This window comes from Lacrimispora struthionigena (assembly GCF_048627165.1).
GTDB lineage: Bacteria > Bacillota > Clostridia > Lachnospirales > Lachnospiraceae > Lacrimispora.
The window spans coordinates 2,167,823-2,186,412 of record NZ_JBMBWP010000002.1 but is presented as its reverse complement, the minus strand read 5'-3'; the positions used below and the strand labels follow the sequence as shown (position 1 = coordinate 2,186,412).

At 40.5% G+C, this 18,590-nt stretch carries 17 protein-coding genes; 15 read left to right on the top strand and 2 right to left on the bottom strand.

Features of this window, described 5'->3' with window-relative positions; translation table 11 throughout:
* Positions 1-157: 157 nt before the first annotated feature.
* The 10 genes from ACOAOT_RS19180 (at position 158) to ACOAOT_RS19135 (ending at position 11,316) form a co-directional block, all read left to right on the top strand.
* Positions 158-1,882 carry an ABC transporter ATP-binding protein gene (locus ACOAOT_RS19180; protein ID WP_420218433.1) on the top strand — a complete coding sequence of 575 codons (1,725 nt, stop codon included), beginning with the start codon at positions 158-160 and terminating at the stop codon, positions 1,880-1,882.
* Positions 1,879-3,531 (top strand): ABC transporter ATP-binding protein, encoded by a 1,653-nt coding sequence (locus ACOAOT_RS19175; protein WP_420218432.1) that lies wholly within the window; start codon positions 1,879-1,881, stop codon positions 3,529-3,531. The genes ACOAOT_RS19180 and ACOAOT_RS19175 overlap by 4 nt, the downstream gene beginning before the upstream one ends.
* Before the next feature lie 23 nt (positions 3,532-3,554).
* Entirely contained in the window at positions 3,555-4,526 is a 972-nt protein-coding gene (locus ACOAOT_RS19170; protein ID WP_420218431.1) for a hypothetical protein, read from the top strand.
* 90 nt (positions 4,527-4,616) lie between these two features.
* On the top strand, positions 4,617-5,045 hold the full coding sequence (locus ACOAOT_RS19165; RefSeq protein ID WP_420218430.1) for a MarR family winged helix-turn-helix transcriptional regulator: 429 nt from the start codon (positions 4,617-4,619) through the stop codon (positions 5,043-5,045).
* Positions 5,046-5,133: 88 nt separating this feature from the next.
* On the top strand, positions 5,134-6,894 hold the full coding sequence (locus tag ACOAOT_RS19160) for an ABC transporter ATP-binding protein (RefSeq protein WP_420218429.1): 1,761 nt from the start codon (positions 5,134-5,136) through the stop codon (positions 6,892-6,894).
* A complete protein-coding gene (locus ACOAOT_RS19155) occupies positions 6,891-8,756 on the top strand; it encodes an ABC transporter ATP-binding protein (protein WP_420218428.1) in 1,866 nt (621 codons plus the stop codon). Before ACOAOT_RS19160 ends, ACOAOT_RS19155 begins: the two co-directional genes overlap by 4 nt.
* Before the next feature lie 29 nt (positions 8,757-8,785).
* Entirely contained in the window at positions 8,786-9,145 is a 360-nt protein-coding gene (locus tag ACOAOT_RS19150; RefSeq protein WP_420218427.1) for a VOC family protein, read from the top strand.
* A gap of 34 nt (positions 9,146-9,179) precedes the next feature.
* Positions 9,180-9,929, top strand: a complete 750-nt coding sequence (locus tag ACOAOT_RS19145; protein WP_420218426.1) for an SDR family oxidoreductase — start codon at positions 9,180-9,182, stop codon at positions 9,927-9,929.
* 76 nt (positions 9,930-10,005) lie between these two features.
* Positions 10,006-10,569: a GNAT family N-acetyltransferase gene (locus ACOAOT_RS19140; protein WP_420218425.1), complete on the top strand. Its 564-nt coding sequence runs from the start codon at positions 10,006-10,008 to the stop codon at positions 10,567-10,569.
* Between the two features lie 108 nt (positions 10,570-10,677).
* Positions 10,678-11,316 (top strand): DsbA family oxidoreductase, encoded by a 639-nt coding sequence (locus ACOAOT_RS19135; protein ID WP_420218424.1) that lies wholly within the window; start codon positions 10,678-10,680, stop codon positions 11,314-11,316.
* 75 nt (positions 11,317-11,391) lie between these two features.
* Here the strand turns inward: ACOAOT_RS19135 and ACOAOT_RS19130 are convergent, their stop codons facing one another.
* On the bottom strand, positions 11,392-12,030 hold the full coding sequence (locus ACOAOT_RS19130; RefSeq protein WP_420218423.1) for a helix-turn-helix transcriptional regulator: 639 nt from the start codon (positions 12,028-12,030) through the stop codon (positions 11,392-11,394).
* Positions 12,031-12,217: 187 nt separating this feature from the next.
* Between ACOAOT_RS19130 and ACOAOT_RS19125 the strand changes: the two genes are divergently transcribed.
* From ACOAOT_RS19125 to ACOAOT_RS19110, 4 genes are all read left to right on the top strand, one after another.
* Positions 12,218-12,598, top strand: a complete 381-nt coding sequence (locus ACOAOT_RS19125; RefSeq protein WP_420219454.1) for a RidA family protein — start codon at positions 12,218-12,220, stop codon at positions 12,596-12,598.
* A 48-nt stretch (positions 12,599-12,646) separates the two neighbouring features.
* On the top strand, positions 12,647-14,020 hold the full coding sequence (locus ACOAOT_RS19120; RefSeq protein ID WP_420218422.1) for an APC family permease: 1,374 nt from the start codon (positions 12,647-12,649) through the stop codon (positions 14,018-14,020).
* 81 nt (positions 14,021-14,101) lie between these two features.
* Positions 14,102-15,316, top strand: coding sequence for a MalY/PatB family protein (locus ACOAOT_RS19115; protein ID WP_420218421.1), 1,215 nt, complete (start codon positions 14,102-14,104; stop codon positions 15,314-15,316).
* Between the two features lie 26 nt (positions 15,317-15,342).
* Positions 15,343-15,885 carry a peroxiredoxin-like family protein gene (locus tag ACOAOT_RS19110; RefSeq protein ID WP_349671829.1) on the top strand — a complete coding sequence of 181 codons (543 nt, stop codon included), beginning with the start codon at positions 15,343-15,345 and terminating at the stop codon, positions 15,883-15,885.
* A gap of 9 nt (positions 15,886-15,894) precedes the next feature.
* Here the strand turns inward: ACOAOT_RS19110 and ACOAOT_RS19105 are convergent, their stop codons facing one another.
* On the bottom strand, positions 15,895-16,827 hold the full coding sequence (locus tag ACOAOT_RS19105; protein WP_420218420.1) for a LysR family transcriptional regulator: 933 nt from the start codon (positions 16,825-16,827) through the stop codon (positions 15,895-15,897).
* Positions 16,828-16,955: 128 nt separating this feature from the next.
* On the opposite strand from ACOAOT_RS19105, the gene ACOAOT_RS19100 reads away from it, so the two are divergent.
* Complete coding sequence (locus tag ACOAOT_RS19100) at positions 16,956-18,386, top strand: aspartate ammonia-lyase (protein WP_420218419.1); 1,431 nt, start codon at positions 16,956-16,958, stop codon at positions 18,384-18,386.
* Positions 18,387-18,590 lie beyond the last annotated feature (204 nt).

The following is an 18,590-nucleotide window of genomic DNA, read 5'->3' as shown; positions in this document are numbered from 1 at the left end:
TCGTCTACAAGCAATAGATCAATACCATATGTAAGATTCGTTTAAAAATTATAACCATATGGGTTAGAAGTATGGTAAAATTTATGAATGTATCTCACCTGATTACCAGGTGGAAAAGCAAAATAAAAGCGCAGGCAGGCTGAATACCGGGGGGAATATGCTACGTTTTGTTTATCATTATTATAGTAAATATAAGAAAGGCATAGCTTTGGCACTACTGCTATCCTTACTTAATTCTGTCATGACAGTGGTGTGTTCACAGTTATTAAAAGATGTGATTAAGGGTACTCTGGCTGGAAAAAGCAGTTTCCTGGCTGGAAAGATTGTTCAGATACTTTGTCTGACTCTTATTTGGGTTGTGGTAATCTATTGCTCCAAATTGGTTACTGGAAGATTAAGTATTCAGATGACCAGTGGTTTAAGGCAGGATGTAATAGAAAAGATTATGAATATGCGTTATGATTATCTTATGGGTCAGCAGAAAGGAACCTTTTTAAATAAACTAAATGAAGATATCTCTGATGTCAGCAGATACTTTGAGCAGCTTTTGTTTTCTGTTTTTTTAAATGGAATCAGCGTTCTGGTGATTCTGGTTTATTTATTAGCCACAGACTGGAAGCTTACTTTAATATCTATGATCTGGATTCCATTTACTACCATACTGTATCATCACTTTTTAAACAGCATTGCTGGTTTTACCAGAGAAAAGAAGAAACAACAGGATGCACTTACCGCTAAAACCCAGGAATTGTTTGAATGCTATGAGACAGAGAAAAGCTATAATTTACAGGAGATAAATTTATCCGAAATTGACACCAATATCTGGAAGGTTTATCAGGCTGATTTAAAACGGCAGAAAAAAGAGGCTATGACAAATGCTTTCAGCTCTATGATTCGCAGTCTGCCTGTTTTGTTTTGTAGTATATTTGCAGCAGGTATGGTGATAAAAGGAGCATTAACAGCGGAAAATTTTATTTCTTTTCTTGTGCTGCTGGGGTTCATTTCATCGCCTATCAGCAATTTTACATCAGTATTAGTGGAACTGAATAAAGCAGGAGTCAGTGCAGACCGGTTACGCAGACTGCTAGAAGCGCCGGAAGAAAGCAGTGGAGGTAATATTACCAGCCTTCCTTTTTCTGACCCGGTGATACAATTTCAGGATATCTGTTTCTCTTATGATGGTTTAAATCGTATTTTAAATAATCTTACCTTTGAATTGAAAAAAGGAGAGCGGATTGCATTTGTAGGAGGTTCCGGAAGCGGAAAGACGACGTTAATGAACCTGATACTGGGACTGTTTGAACCTCAGAAGGGGAATTACTTCCTCTATGGAACACAGGTTATAGCTCTGGACATGAAACTGGTGCGGGGATGCTTTTCTATCGTTTCTCAGGAGACTTTTTTATTTCCGGATACCATTGAACAAAACTTATTGTACGGAAACCGCAGTGCAACCAGAACAGAGATAGAAAAAGCGGTAGGAGACGCGGGGCTTGCTCCTTTCATCGAAAGCCTGCCTGAGGGGTATGATACCATACTGGAAGAGAATGGGGTCAATCTGTCGGGAGGGCAAAGGCAGAGATTTGCCATAGCAAGGGCTCTTCTTAGAAACAGTGAAGTGATTATATTTGATGAACCAACTTCGGCTCTTGATCCAAAATCAGAAAAGGAAATCACGGAATTAATTGAAAGGGCATTAAGTACTAAAACCATTATATCCGTTGCTCATAAGCTGAATACAATCCTGGACTATGACAGGATTTATCTGATGGACCACGGGGAATTGAAAGAGCATGGGAGTCACCAGGAACTGCTTGGGAAAAAAGGACTTTATTATCAATTATTTCACAGCCAGAATGGTATGGGGAGGGGTTCGGTATGAAACATTACCTGTCTCAGATAAAAGAGGCACTGGACTATCTGGGCAATGAAAAGAGACTGTATCTTGTCTTTCTTCTTTCCCTGGGATTTGGATATTCGGGAATGGCCATTGCAATTTCTCTCATCCCACAGGTGCTCATTGATGCATCTGTCAGTGGGAACTATCAACATATGACGGGGAAACTGTTCCTTTATACTGCACTGTTTTTTATGTCCTTTGTAATTTCAATCCTGTCCCAATACATATACAGACGTTGCGTTCTCCGGTTCCAGGCCGGGCTTAGAAGAAACGTAATGGAAAAGAAAGCAAGGCTGCCGGTTTCCTATTTTGAAAACAGCCACAGCGGAGAGTTTCTTTCACAGATGATCTATGATATAAATAAGGCAGAAGAACTTTACCGGTCTAAATACAAGGAAGCGTTTAATCCTATAATTGCCTTGATTACCAGTGTAATTCCCATGTTTCTGCTGGATCATACATTAACTTTGCTGCTGCTTTTTGTTTCCCTCCTTTGTGTTTTGGCAAATGCTGCTTTCTCGGATCGGGTAAAAACAGTCGGCCGTTTAACCGCTGGTGCAAGTGCAAAGCTGTCAGAACGGTCCTCCGATATTTTATCCGGGATATTGACCATAAAGGAATATCAGTTAAATGAGGTTTTATCCGGAAAATTTCGTACAACAAATGAAGAATATGCAGGGAAAGCCCTGGACAGGGAGAAAATAGGTGCATTTTTAGAGGCTATGAACAGTGGTTTTACTGTATTATGCAGCATTGTATTTCTCGTTGCCGGATCTGTCATGGTACAGTCGGAGAAAACAACTTATGGTACTCTGGTGGCGCTTATGAATCTGGAAGCCAGTATCATCTGGGCTGCCTTATCAGCAGGTAAGAGATTCCCCGAACTTTTTGATAATATTGCAAGCCTGGAACGGATTCAATCCTTTTTAAATATGGAGGAAGAAGTAATCCGTGTACCAGACCGGCTGGAGGAGAATTATAAACAGAGCTTCATTGAGTTTAGAAATGTGGATTTTAGCTATAAAAACAACAGACAGGTACTGAACAATTTCAATATGCAGATTTACCAGAATGAGGCAGCAGTCATAACCGGCAGGTCGGGTTGCGGTAAATCAACCATTTTTAAATTATTGCTGGGATTTTATAATGCGGATAAAGGTTATATAGCAATAAATGGAAAGAGTCTGGAGGAATACGGAGCAGATGCACTTCGCCAGATGATTGCATATATCCCGCAGCGGCCATTTCTGTTTTATGGAACCATTGAAAAAAACATACGTTACGGAAACCCACAAGCGTCCTTTGAACAGATTGTTAAGGCGGCAAAGGCAGCCTGTGCCCATGATTTCATTATGGAACTGCCGGGGGGATACGATTACGTTGTGGGAGATAAAGGTAGTAAATTATCCTTTGGGCAGCGGCAGCGGATAGCAATTGCCAGGGCATTTTTAAAAGATGCCCCCATTATTCTGTTTGATGAAGCGACATCTGGATTGGATTATGAGTCAGAACGGCTGGTATTACAGGCGGCAGAACAATTGATACAGAATAAAACAGCCCTTATTATCTCACATCGGGAATCAGGTGTAAGGTTATGTAATAGAAAAATTGAAATTTCATCCGTAAGATGAAGTCTTAACAAAATGGAGGTATTATGAATAAAAAATTATTACTCACCATAATTACAGTATCCTGCCTGGCAGCAGGCTGCCAGAAAGCGGCTTCGCCGGACCGCTTACAGGAAACAGAAAGTTCGTCTGTAAAAGAGACTCAGGATTTAACCATTTCCATACAATCATCTCAGGAGAGTGAGCCTTCTGAAACGACCATGGCAGAGAAAGAAAAAGAAACAGACTATATGGATTATTTTAAAAAGAACTGGATCAGAAATACAGACAGCAACTTCCCTGAAAACGGTGGTATTTCGTTTGTGATTAACGGTATTTACAACGGTAAACTTAAGGGAGAGATTACAGCGGTGGGCGGCAGCCCTTCTTACAACATGGACAATGCTCAATTTGAAGGAATTGTAGGTGGAGATTCAGCAGAGTGCGTGCTTGTAAATGATTCAAGGGGAAATGAGGGTACACTGAAATTCACATTTAAGTCCCCCAGTGAAATGACTGCAGAAATTGTAATTACTAAGAAATCGGAAGATACGGTAATGACCATTCCTGAAGGTAAGTTTGACTTTGCTCCTCACAACCTGAAAAACATAGAAGGTTTTGAACCGATTGAGAATCAATCCTTTATGGTTGATCTGGATTCATGGGGAAAGGTTAAATTTGTATCAGGAAAGTTAACGCAGGGTAATCATGTACCGGTGGTTTTTTATCTGACCAATGAAGAAGGGGATATTTTCTATGAATTTACCAACGGCTTTCCTTACAGTGTTGATGTAGAAGCAGTTTCATTTAAAGATTTAAATAATGATGGGTTAAAGGACATTATTACAATCGTTTCCGATCAATACGACGGAGGCAGCGGCCAGTTAATTGCTGAAGTATGCTTTCAGCAAAAGGATGGTACCTTTATAACAAATTATGAGCTCAGTCAGGAAATCAATGATTCCGGTAACAATAAAGACATTAAAACGGTTACCAGTTATATCCTGAGCAAAAAATAAAAAAAAACAGAGACAAGTATTGACAAAATAATTAATAGTGTATATAGTTAACTGTGTTAGCTAATTAAAACAAAACAAGAAGGTGACTAAATGGATTATACAAGCCTGGCCCGTGAATATATGCAGATCATGCATCAGATGCGTCATATGAATGGGCAGAAGAAGATTCACGATTCCATGCATGGCGAAAATTTTATGCTCTTTTACATCTCCAAGCGTAGGGGCGGTATTATTCCAAGTGAAATCAGCAATGAAATGGGAATCACCTCTGCCAGAATCGCTGCAGCGCTGAATAGTCTGGAGGCAAAAGGCCTGATTACCCGGAGAATAGACACAGAGGATCGCAGAAGAATTCTCGTAGATCTGACTGAAGCAGGAAGAGAACAGGCGAAGAAACATTCTGATATGATTTTGAATATTACAAGAAGCATGCTTGAGTATCTGGGAGAAGCGGATGCGACGGAGTTGATCCGGATAATGAAGAAGCTTGCAGAAAGAAATCCCCAGGAGTTTAATTAATGTGCGGCCGATTAATCGGCTGCATATTTTACCGGAATTAACTAATACTATTAGTATATAACGAAGTTAGTAAAGAGGAGGATCATACATGATTACTATACTGAAACGTTTGAAAAAGGCAGAATGGCTACAGGTTTTTGTCAGTCTGATATTTATTGTTGCTCAGGTCTGGCTGGATTTAAAGCTTCCGGACTATATGTCAGAAATTACCAGGATGACACAGGTTCCAGGCAGTGAGATGGCAGACATATGGGTGGCAGGAGCAAAAATGTTAGTTTGTGCTTTAGGCAGTCTGGTTTCTGCAGTAGCAGTTGGTTTCTTTGCGGCCAGAATTGCGGCTTCTTTTTCCCAGAGACTTAGAAGTCTTTTGTTTTTAAAAGTAGATTCTTTCTCCATGGAAGAAATTAACCGTTTTTCTACTGACAGTTTAATTACAAGGTCCACCAATGATATCACCCAGGTGCAGATGCTTATTACCATGGGGCTTCAGATGCTTATTAAGGCTCCCATCATGGTGGTTTGGGCAATTACAAAAATAGCAGGAAAAGGATATGAGTGGACTGTGGCAACGGGTTTTACAGTCGGAGTTATGGTTGTGGTGATAGGAACAATTATGATGTTCATTATGCCCAAATTCAAGAAAATGCAATCACTGACAGATAGTTTAAACCGGGTTACAAGAGAGAATTTAACCGGTTTACGGGTTGTAAGAGCGTATAATGCAGAAAATTACCAGGAAGAGAAGTTTGAACAGGCAAATCAGGAACTGACTGCCACCCAGTTATACACCAACCGGGGCATGGCAATTATGATGCCCATGATGACTACATTAATGAGTGGGTTGTCTCTGGCAATATACTGGATTGGAGCTAATTTAATAAACGCCGCCCAGGCTATGGACCGGTTGACTATATTTTCCAACATGGTGGTATTTTCATCTTATGCGGTTCAGGTTATCATGTCCTTTATGATGCTGGTAATGATTTTTATCCTTCTGCCAAGAGCATCCGTCTCTGCAAAACGTATTAATGAGGTACTTGAAACAAAGCCGGTTATTATCGACGGAGACAAAAAAGATGGGGAAATGGGTGCCCAGGGAACCATTGAATTTAAAAATGTCAGCTTTCAATATCCGGGAGCTGCCGACTATGTTCTGGAGAACATTAGTTTTCAGGCAGGTAAGGGTGAGACTGTGGCATTTATCGGCTCTACTGGAAGCGGAAAAAGTACGCTGATCAGTCTGATTCCCAGATTTTATGACGCAACAGAAGGCGAGATTCTGGTTGATGGCGTGAATGTAAAGGATTATACACAGGAGGCTCTTCATAATAAGATCGGATATGTACCCCAGAAAGCAGTGATGTTTCGGGGGACAGTAAGCAGCAATGTGGCATTTGGTGATAATGGAAAGAAGAAACCACTGCCAGAAGAGATTAAATCTGCGGTAAGGACTGCTCAGGGCAGTGAATTTGTGGAGAACATGGAGAATCAGTATGAGGCAGAGATCGCACAGGGAGGGACCAATGTATCAGGAGGACAGAAACAGCGTCTTGCAATTGCCCGGGCTGTTTGCCGAAAACCGGAGATTTATATTTTTGATGACAGCTTTTCTGCACTGGACTATAAAACTGACCGGGTGTTACGAACTGCTCTTAAAAAGGAATCCCAGGGAGCTACCAGTCTGATTGTTGCACAGAGAATTGGAACAATCATGGATGCAGATCAGATCATTGTTCTTGATGAAGGAAAGATAGTTGGAAAAGGAACGCACAAAGAGTTGCTTAAAACCTGCAGTGTCTACAGGGAAATCGCAATGTCACAGCTTAGTCAGGAGGAATTAATATCATGAGTGAACAACAAGGAAAAAAGAATTCCCATACAGGTCCAATGTCAGGCGGTCCCATGGGAAAGGGATCTATGGGGCAGGTTGTGGAAAAACCAAAAAACTTTAATACTACGATGACAAAGCTTATGGTGTATTGCAAACAATATCTTCCTGCCATTGTCTTTGCTCTGGCTGCAGCTGCGATTGGTACCATATTACAGATTATTGGACCGGATCAATTAAAAAATTTAACAAATGAAATCATGAAAGGGCTACCTGCCATGGTAAATGGAGCACCGGTTCTGGGAACCATTGACATGAATGCAGTTATAAAAATTGGGCGGATGCTGGTAGTGTTTTACACTATTTCTCTACTGTTAAACTATATACAGAGTCTGGTTATGGCAACCATTACACAGGTTATTTCAAAAAAGATGAGGACAGACATCTCGAAGAAGATGAACCGCCTGCCTTTGAAGTATTTTGACTCAGTAAGCATTGGAGATGTATTAAGCCGTGTGACCAATGATGTGGATGCCATTGGACAAACATTAAATCAAAGTGTTGGAACCTTAATTTCTGCGATTACCATGCTGGCTGGTTCTTTGATCATGATGTTTTATAACAGCTGGATTCTTGCGTTGACTGCGGTAGGTTCCAGCGTAATAGGTTTTAGTTTCATGATGATTATTATGAAACAGTCACAGAAATACTTTAAACAACAGCAGACAGAATTAGGTCAGATTAACGGGCTGATTGAGGAAGTTTATACCGGTCATAATGTTGTTAAGGTTTATAATGGCAGCAGGGAAGCAAAAGATGCTTTTGAAAACAGCAACCGCAGTTTATACAGTAGTGCATGGAAATCACAGTTTCTTTCAGGACTTATGATGCCACTGATGAGCTTTGTGGGGAACTTCGGATATGTTGCTGTCTGTGTGGTAGGTGCGGCTCTTGCTATGAAAGGAACCATCACCTTTGGTGTGATTGTTGCATTTATGTTGTATATCCGTTTATTTACCCAGCCGTTATCCCAGATCGCTCAGGCAATGAATAATCTTCAGAGGACTGCAGCCGCAAGTGAACGCGTTTTTGAATTTCTTGATGAAGAGGAACTTGAGAATGAATCAGAGAAAAAGAATGTTTTAACAGATGTAAAAGGAACTGTGGAATTTAAAAATGTCAGATTTGGTTACACACCCAATAAGCCGGTAATCAATAACTTCTCTGCAAAAATTAGCGCAGGACAGAAGGTGGCTATTGTTGGACCTACGGGAGCCGGAAAGACTACCATGGTCAATTTGCTTATGAGATTTTATGAGACGGATGGAGGAGAAATTCTGATTGACGGGGTACCGGTAAATCAGGTACCAAGAGAGAATGTGCATGCTCAGTTTAGTATGGTATTACAGGATACCTGGATTTTTGAAGGAACCATACGGGAAAATATTATTTACAGTAAGCAGGGGGTGACGGAGGAAGATGTGATCAATGCCTGCAAAACAGTAGGACTACATCATTTTATTATGACATTACCAAAGGGTTATGATACAATATTAAATGATAAAGCCAGTCTTTCAGAAGGCCAGAAACAGCTGATTACCATTGCCAGAGCCATGATACAAAACGCACCTTTATTAATCCTTGATGAAGCTACAAGCTCGGTTGATACCCGTACAGAACGTATGGTTCAGACGGCTATGGATCAGCTCACAAAAGGTAGAACTTCTTTTGTGATCGCGCACCGGCTTTCAACCATTAAAAATGCAGATTTAATTCTGGTTATGAAGGATGGTGATATTATCGAAAGCGGAAGCCATGAGGAACTGCTTTCAAAGAACGGATTTTATGCTCAGCTTTATAACAGTCAGTTTGAGGCAGCATAATAATAATATAGTAAATACGGAGGCAGGATATGAAGTTTTGTTGGACAACCATTCATGTAAAATCTTTAGAAGAATCAATCCGGTTTTATCACAACATCATTGGTCTTGGCATTGTAAGTCAATTTGAAGCAGGACCCGATATGAAAATCGCCATGCTTGGAGAGCCGGGCAATGCGCTTATTGAATTAATCGAACAAAACGGTATTTCCCAGGAGAGCAAAGGGATAACAATTGGGTTTGAAGTTCCATCGATTGAAGAGGCAATGGCGATGGTAAAGCAGAATCAGATAGAAATTAAAAGCGGGCCCTTTTCACCAGCACCTTCCACCACTTTCTTTTTTGTGGAAGACCCCAATGGTCTGGAAGTACAGATTGTACAGCATGGATAGAGTTATGTGATTTTTTTTTAAGAAGGAGAGGGCTATGAACAGAGGTGTGGTTGTGACAGGGGGAGCTCACGGGATAGGGAAACAAATATGTTCTGATTTTATCAATGCTGGAGATCAGGTATGTTTCATTGACACAGATGAAAAAAGATCCCTGGATTTTGTAAACCAGACCCCCGGTTTGTTTTATTATAATGGAGATGTGGCGGATCCGGCAGTCCTGAAAAGTTTCATTGAATTTGCCCTTGATAAGCTGAAACGGATTGATGTTCTGGTTAATAACGCCTGCCGGGGAAATAAAGGAATCTTGTCAGGTTTAACTTACGAAGAATTCGACTATACCTTATCCATCGGATTGAAGGCTCCTTTTGAATTAAGCCGTTTATGCAAGGATGAATTGAAGAAGAACCGGGGGAGAATTATTAACATTGCCTCTTCCCGTGCATTTCAGTCAGAACCTGATACAGAAGCCTATGCCAGTGCGAAAGGTGGGATCGTTGCTTTGACTCATGCACTGGCTATCTCATTAGGTCCTGAAGTTTTGGTAAATTGTATTGCACCTGGCTGGATTAATGTGACGGAACAGGAGGAATTTGGCCAGGAAGATGTGGCTGCAATTCCGGCAGGAAAGGTGGGAACGCCAGAGGATATTTCAAAGATGGTGACATTTTTATGTGATCAGGATTTTGTTACAGGAGAAACAATTACTGTAGATGGCGGAATGAATAAGCGTATGATCTACCATGGGGACTGGAACTGGTATTTTAAGCCTGATTCACATAACTGATTTCAAAGGAACCATGACACAGAGTTGTCATGGTTCCTTTGGTATAATAGAAGAAAATGAGAGATGAGGTTTCTATATGTCAGATGTTTATGAAAAGTGTCCTGTATTGGAAAATGATTATTATCTTTTGAGGTTTGTTGAGCATAAGGATGTCCCCTTTCTTTTACGTGTTTACAGTGATGAAAAATCCGTGCCGCTCTTTAATAGTGATAACTGTCATGGTGATGATTTCTATTATAATTCATATAAATGTATGGAAGAGGCAGTAAATTACTGGATTGATGAGTATGAACGGAAAAGCTTTGTGCGCTGGTCCGTAATCTCGAAAAAGAGGGATGAAGTGATTGGAACCATAGAGGTGTTTCAGAGAAGATCAAATGATGATTTTAATCAATGCGGTTTATTAAGAATGGATTTAAGAAGCGATTACGAAACAGAAAACTGCATTGAAAACTTGTTATCCATATTAATTGCACCAATCTATAAATTATTTGAATGTCAGATTATTGCGACAAAAGCAATACCTCTGGCGGGAGAAAGAAGGAAAGCACTGGAAAAAATGAATTTTCAATGGACAGATCATAAACTGGTTGGACATGATGGAACTGAATATGAAAATTATTGGATTCTTTTAAAATAAAAGTACAGAATCCCCTTTGCTTTTTTTGAAATTGTCAGTATAATAAAAGTATCTTCCACAAAAGGAAGATACTTTAAACAGCCAAAAAAAGGAAAAGGAGCTGATCGTATGATAATAGAAATTTGGTCCGATTTTGTCTGCCCCTTCTGCTATATGGGCAAAACAAAGTTCGAAATGGCATTAGATAAGTTTGAGCGTAAAGATGAAGTAGAAGTCATATATAGAAGTTTTGAGCTGAACATGTCAGGAGAATCTGTAAGAGGAAAGGATATCAATCAGGTAATCGCAGATAAGTACCACACCAGCTACGAGGAAGCAAAACGTAATAATGATATGATTGTGAAAGCAGCAGCTGAAGTCGGACTTCATTACCGTTTTGATTTATTAAAACTTAATAGCACAGGATTGGCTCATGAAATCATTCAATATGCAAAATCAAAGGGGAAAGCGAACCAACTGGTGAACCGTTTCTTTCAGGGATATTTTGAAGAAGGAATGGATATCGGTGACAGGGAAGCTCTTTTAAAGCTGGCGGAAGAAGCTGGTCTTGATATTGCTGACCTAACCATACAATTGGCTGGTGATCAGCTTAAGTCAGAGGTGAAAAAGGACGAGGATATGGCCCGGAAACTGAATATCAATGGAGTACCGTATTTTTTAATTAATAATTGGTATGCTGTCTCAGGTGCTCAGAGTCCTGATACATTTCTTCATGCATTACAGGAAGCCTTTGAATCTGAAAAATAAAATAATTGAAAGCTAAAAGTGAAACTGCCGTTTATTCCGGATGTATACCGGTTTATAACGGCAGTTTTTTTTATACTATTTGTGGTTTAAATACCGGTAAACAGTGGGTTCAGAAACAAAAAGCTGTCTTGCGATTTCAGAAACTGCCCCTTTCATGGTCAGGATCCCCTGTTCATTCAACTGCTTTACAATATTAATCTTTTCTTGTCTGGACATGCGCTGAGGTGAGACTCCCGCGTCTTTCACTGCCTGGGTTACAAGAGTGGAAAGCATCTCTTCAACCGGAGTGCTTAAATCTTCCTGTATATCTTTTCTTCCTTCTGTCAGATTATAATGTTTTTTCAAATTGGACAAAGCCAGATCCAATTCATGAATCGCTGTTGTATTCCGGTTCACGCAGAGCAGACCGATCAGCCTGTCCTCATTCTTAATAAAATAGGTGTTGGATATAAAATTCTTGCTTTTACTCACACCATGATAATTCGTAAGATAATCCTGGGTTTTGTAAATCTGATCTTTTCTGATCTGATTAGCCAGGTCAGTCATGGGAGAACCAATGCCCCGTCCGGAGTGATGGCCGTTGGCAACCGCTATTACAGTACCGATGTCTGATTTTGACACATCATGAAGCAGAACCTCGCAGCCAGGGCCGCACAGGCTGGATAAAAAAGAAACCATGGGTTTATACATATCTAATAATTCGTTATCTGTCATTATTATTCACATTCCTTTCATACTCTCTTCCATTATATCATTTTTCCATGAAGAATCAATTATGAAACAAAAAAATATATAAAAATTTTGTCACATTGATAAAATTATTGTCAAATATTGAAAAGTGTGTTATGATAAATTTACAATCAAAAGGATAAAAAAATTATTAAAAAGGAGGAATGTTTTGTTGCAAAAAAAAGAACTGAGTACTGACAAAGCGCCATCTGCAATTGGACCTTATTCTCAGGCAATTATGGCATCTGGAACGATCTATGTATCGGGACAGCTTCCTATTGATCCGTCTACGGGATCATTTGCAGGAGATGATATTAAGGCGCAGACCAGGCAGTCACTGGAGAATATCCGCGCTGTTTTAGAATCTGCCGGTGCAGGAATGGAGAATGTGGTGAAAACCACCGTATTACTAAAGGATATTGGGGAATTTACAGAAATGAATGAGGTTTATGCACAATATTTCACGGGTATCTGCCCTGCCAGAGCGGCATTCCAGGTAGGCAGCCTTCCAAAGGATGCCAGAGTGGAGATTGAGGCGGTCGCAGTATTGTAGTATGTATGAAAGCTAATTGATAAGACGTTCATGGAGGAGGAAAACATAATGGAAGAGCATGGTAAAAAGCTCGGTATGTTAAATATTTTCGGTCTTGGTTTGGGTGGCGCAATTGGTTCAGGCATCTTTGTTTTACTTGGATTTGGAATTGGTTATACTGGCAGATCAATTGTTCTGGTATGTGTGGGCGGATGTTTATTTATGCTTCTGGCTTATATGTACAATGTAATCATGAGTTCCATGTTTGTATTTAAAGGGGGGGATTACAGCCAGAAAGCGCTGCTGTTTAATCCGACAATGACTGGTTTTTCAGCAACTATGGCTCTCGTAAACAGCATGGCTATGTCAAGCTATGCCCTTGGTATGGTTAACTATATTTCAGCCGTATTTCCCGGAGTTGCGCCTTTTACCCGTCCGGTGGCGATTCTGATTATGACACTCTTTTTTGCAAGCACTCTGCGTGGTTCCCGTTTTATAACACTTTTAGAAAATGCAATGACCGTAATTTTAATTGGAGCAATTGCAATTTTTGTCATTTTTGGTATGCCACAGGTAAGACCGGACTATTTTTCCAATGCGGACGGTGGTTTCTTCCATGGCGGTTTCGCTGGATTTGTTAGTGCAATCGCAATTATGGGCTGGGCTTGCCAGGGAACCACAATGGCACCGGTATCCATGGTTGCAGTTACTGAAAAACCAAAAAAAACCATCCCGCTTGCGATTCTCTGGATCACTCTGGCATTAGCTGTAATATATGGTGTAATGAGTATTGTTGCAGCCGGAGTATTGCCATATGATCAGGTTGCAGGAGCTAATTTGGGAGCAACTGCTAAAGCAATATTCCCTAATAGCATTTACGTTGTGTTTATTTTAGGCGGTGGTGTATTTGCGATTGCGACCAGCTTATTAGGCGGTATTGCCATGTTCCGTTATCCGCTGATGAAGATTGCAGAGGACGGATGGCTTCCTCCTGTATTTAAAAAGACGACAAAAGGTGGCTTTCCATGGGTCATTCAGCTTGCTTTTTATTTGCTCAGCGTAATGCCAATCCTGCTTGGATTCAGTCTGGATTCCATTATATCACTGGTAATGATTCCCTCCATGGTAATGAATGTATATCTGAATATGGCATGTATTACACTGCCCAAAAAATATCCGGACCAGTGGAAAAAATGTGCACTTCGTATGCCCATTCCGGTGTATAATATAATTTGTGTTCTGTCTGCAGCCTGTGCTGGAGTGGTAGCTTTTAACTTATTTAAAGATTTAAAAGGAAAGGATATCATTGCGTCCATTGTTATTCTGGCAATATGCGTTGGATTCTCGTTACTTCGTATCCATACCGGAGCAGTGAAAAAGGAGTTCCTGGAGGAAAATAAAAAAGCGATTATTGTTCAGGCACTTGCAGATGATGAGGAGTAAAAATAATAAAATAAATACCAGGAGTTTGCTGTCACTAAGGTTTACCGTGCCGATGGCAAAAGATAAAGGAGGATATTAGCTATGAAATACGATTTTACATCAATTATGGATCGCAGAGGCAAAGATGCCATTGCTGTGGATGGTCTTGGAACTTTACCAGGTTTCGCTCCGGATCTTCCAAAGGATGGGTATGATACGATTCCCATGTGGGTTGCAGATATGAACTTCCCAACCGTGCCATCCATTTGTGCCGCCATTGTGGAACGTGTGCAGCACCCGGCATTCGGTTATTTCAGCCCATCAGAGGAGTATTACGATGCCATAATCAAGTGGCAGGAGGAGAGAAACGGGGTAACAGGACTGACAAAGGAATGCATCGGATATGAAAATGGTGTACTTGGCGGAGTGATCTCTGTACTGAACGCATTTTCAGCACCTGGGGATGCAGTACTTCTCCATTCCCCTACCTATATCGGTTTTACCATGAGCCTTGAGAATAATGGACGCAAAATCATACATAGTCCATTAAAGCAGGACGAGAACGGCGTATGGCGCATGGACTATGAGGATATGGATAAAAAAATAAAGGCCCATAAGATTCATACCGCTATTTTCTGCAATCCTCACAATCCATGCGGACGTGTATGGGAAAAATGGGAGATTGAAAAAGCGATGGAAGTCTATAAGAATAATGATTGTATCGTTATTTCTGACGAAATCTGGTCCGATCTTATTTTAGATGGAAATAAACATATTCCGGTTCAGTCCGTCAGTGAAGATGCCCGCAAGCGTACCATAGCCCTTTATGCACCCAGCAAAACCTTTAACCTGGCAGGGCTGATCGGTTCCTATCATATTATTTATGATCCATATTTAAGAGACCGTGTCCGCGCCCAGAGCAGCAAATCCCATTACAATGACATGAATGTACTGAGCATGCATGCGTTAATCGGCGCTTATAGACCGGAAGGTGCTGAATGGGTGGACGAGCTGTGCCAGGTGCTCACCAGCAATGTGGATTATGCTTATGACTATATCACAAAGAATTTCAAAGGTGTAAAGCTTTCCAAACCACAGGGAACCTATATGCTGTTTATGGACTGTACAGACTGGTGTAAAGAGAATGGAAAAACCATTGATGAACTGGAAAAGGCCGGCTGGGATGTAGGTGTTGCATGGCAGGATGGCCGCATGTTCCATGGACCATGCTCCATTCGTCTGAATCTGGCTCTTCCTTTCAGCAGAGTTGAGGAAGCAATGAAACGTCTGAATGAACATGTTTTTAACGCCAAATAAATTCACGGAAAAACGAGGTGCACAATATGGGAAAAATATATGTAAATGACAAGATGCGTGATTTTACATTTGATACACCTTTTCGTAAAAATGTCCGGCTCAGCGAGGCAGCAGGCGGAAAGAAACTTGCTCTTGTATTTCTTCGCTATTATGGGTGTACGCTGTGCCAGTATGACCTTTCCCAGTATGCCAAAAACTATGAAAAGATTACGGCGGCAGGAGGAGAATTACTGGTGGTTCTGCAGAGCGATCCAGATTTATTAAGAGAGGACATGGGAAAAGAAGATATGTTCCCCTTTGAAATTGTCTGTGATCCAAAAGAAGAACTTTACCGGGAGTTTGAAATCCTTCCGGCAGCCAGTAAAAAAGATCTGGCTGGATTAAAGACCATGGTGAAAGTCGGGAAAGCCATGGCAGCAGGCTTCTCTCATGGAAGGTATGAGGGGGACGAGCTGCAGCTGCCTGCGGCATTTATCTTATCACCTGACCTCACTGTAACATACGCTCATTATGCAAAGGTAATCGATGATGTTCTGGATGCAGAGCAGATTGCAGACATGATGAAATAATTTATCCAGCTAAGAAATCAATTTCAAAAATTCAGACATGGCAAACGTAATATACCGGTTCTTCTTACTGAAGAAACAGATATTACGTTTGCTTTTTTCTTCGTCAAGCTTGTAATAAATCATATCTGTAAGCGCAGGTGATTTACATAAAAGTGTATCGCTTACAAAACAGATTCCCATTCCGGAGCAGGCAATGTGATATGCGGTTGACTGCTGGTCCAGTTCAAACAGGATATCAGGCTTAAACCCATTTGCTTTACATAAATGAGTTCCCCTTTGCATGGTATCATTATTCGGCTTTAGCATAATGAAAGGGTAATCCTTAAATTCCATCAAAGGCACTACAGGAACTTTTGGGTCCTGACATGCATTTGACCGGATCTGTTCCAGAGAAACCTGATATCCCTGAAGCTTTTGATTAATCTGGTATTTTTTAGGAACGGCGATCATTAAATGTTCTTCCCGGTATAAAAAAGAATCAAACTTGGTTTCGCACAGCGTGCTGTTATCTACGATAAAATCCAGTGATCCCAGTAAAAGCTGGGATTCAAGATTGCTGGTATTGTCTTCGATGATTGTAACGTTAATCCCTGGATACTGCTGGTGCAGGCTGGAGATAAGAGGGGGAATGACATAGGAAGTAAATAGATTGCTGCCTCCAATGGTCAGAGTTCCGGTCTGTAAGTTCCTTGCATCATCGAGATAATTACGAAAGTCCTGTTCAATGGCCATGATAGATTCGGCTGCCTGTATATATTTAAGACCACACTCTGTCAGCCCCACAGGTGTTATGCTTCGGTCAAAAATCGGCATACCAATTTTGGTTTCAATTCTTTTAATGGTGGAACTCAACGAGGGTTGTGAAATATAGAGATTGTTTGCTGCTTTTGAGAAACTCTTTTCTTTGTAGACCTCATAAACGTATTCTTTTCCAGAAAACATGGCTGCCTCCATATAAATGTAAAGTTATGATAATTATAAATCAATTGATATTTGATTATAGTATAAATGGAATATATACTTATTACAAGAATTACATATCAAACATTTGTAAAAAGTGAGGGTATCCTATGGAATACAGGTTGACTGATAAAGAGGAAGAGTATCGTGTGGAAAAAGACATCATTGGTGAGATGAAGGTTTTAAAAAGTGCTTATTATGGCAGTCAGTCCTTAAGGGCAAAAGAAAATTTTCATATTACAGGACTTAACATGCATCCAGAGATTATTAAAAATGTGGTTTATATTAAAAAGGCCGCTGCAATTACCAATTTTGAAGCGGGTCTTTTAGATGAAGCAATCTCCCTGGCAATTGTGCAGGCATGCGATGAATTACTGAAAGGAAAGTTTATGGAGTATTTTATCGTAGATCCCATACAGGGCGGAGCAGGGACTTCCCTGAATATGAATGCCAATGAAGTCATAGCAAACAGAGCCATAGAGATTCTGGGTGGACAAAAAGGAGACTATAGCCTGGTTAATCCCAATGATCATGTAAACTGCGGACAATCTACCAATGATGTAATTCCTACAGCAGGCAAAATGACATGTTATGTTCTTTTAAAGAAGGCATTAATACAGCTGGAACGTCTTAAGCTGGCATTTGAGGTAAAATCAAAGGAATTTGATCATGTGATTAAAATGGGAAGAACCCAGTTACAGGATGCAGTACCCATTCGTCTGGGGCAGGAATTCCAGGCCTATGCAACGGCTGTCAAAAGGGATATGATCCGGATTGAGAAAGTATTTGAAGAAATCAGATCCGTCAATTTAGGCGGAACCGCCATAGGTACCGGAATTAACGCGGATGAATATTACATGAAGCGGATCGTGCCAAAATTAAAAGAAATATCCGGTATAGATTTGATACAGGCCTCCGATCTCTTTGATGCAACACAAAGCCTGGATTCCTTTGTAGCAGTATCCGGGGCTGTTAAGGCCTGTGCAGTTACCCTCTCAAAGATAGCCAGTGATTTACGGCTCATGTCCTCAGGACCAAGAACAGGATTTGGAGAAATCAACCTTCCGGCAAGACAGAACGGCTCTTCCATTATGCCTGGAAAAGTAAATCCGGTCATTCCCGAGGTAGTTAATCAGGTGGCTTTCCATATTATTGGAAATGATCTGACCATTACATTAGCCGCTGAAGCGGGACAGCTGGAGCTAAACGCTTTTGAACCCATTGTGTTTTATTCTCTGTTTCAATCCCTTGATACGTTGACATATGCGGTAGAGACATTTGTGGATCACTGTATTACCGGCATAACTGCAAATGAGGATCGATGCCGTCAATTAGTAGAAAACAGTGTGGGAGTTATTACTGCTTTATGTCCTCACATCGGTTACAGAGATTCTGCGGAAATTGCGAAAGAGGCCATTCGGACAGGAAGACCAGTGAGGGAGCTTATTATAAAAAAAGGATTGCTGTCTCCGGCTGATGTAAATATAGTTCTGAATCCCATGAATATGACACGACCGGGAATTGCAAAAAAGAGTTGTTAGTTTTAAAGCCACTGCAAAGACAAAACATGCAGTGGCTTTTTTGCGATAAAAGTGTAAAATGTAAACATATATTTAAAATAACTATAAATATATAGACATATAATAATAAAGGTGTTATTATATCCGATATATAAGATGGAAAGGAGATGATACTATTTTTTGGGACGCATCAAAGGATGAACTAAAAAACGGGTATATCAAAGA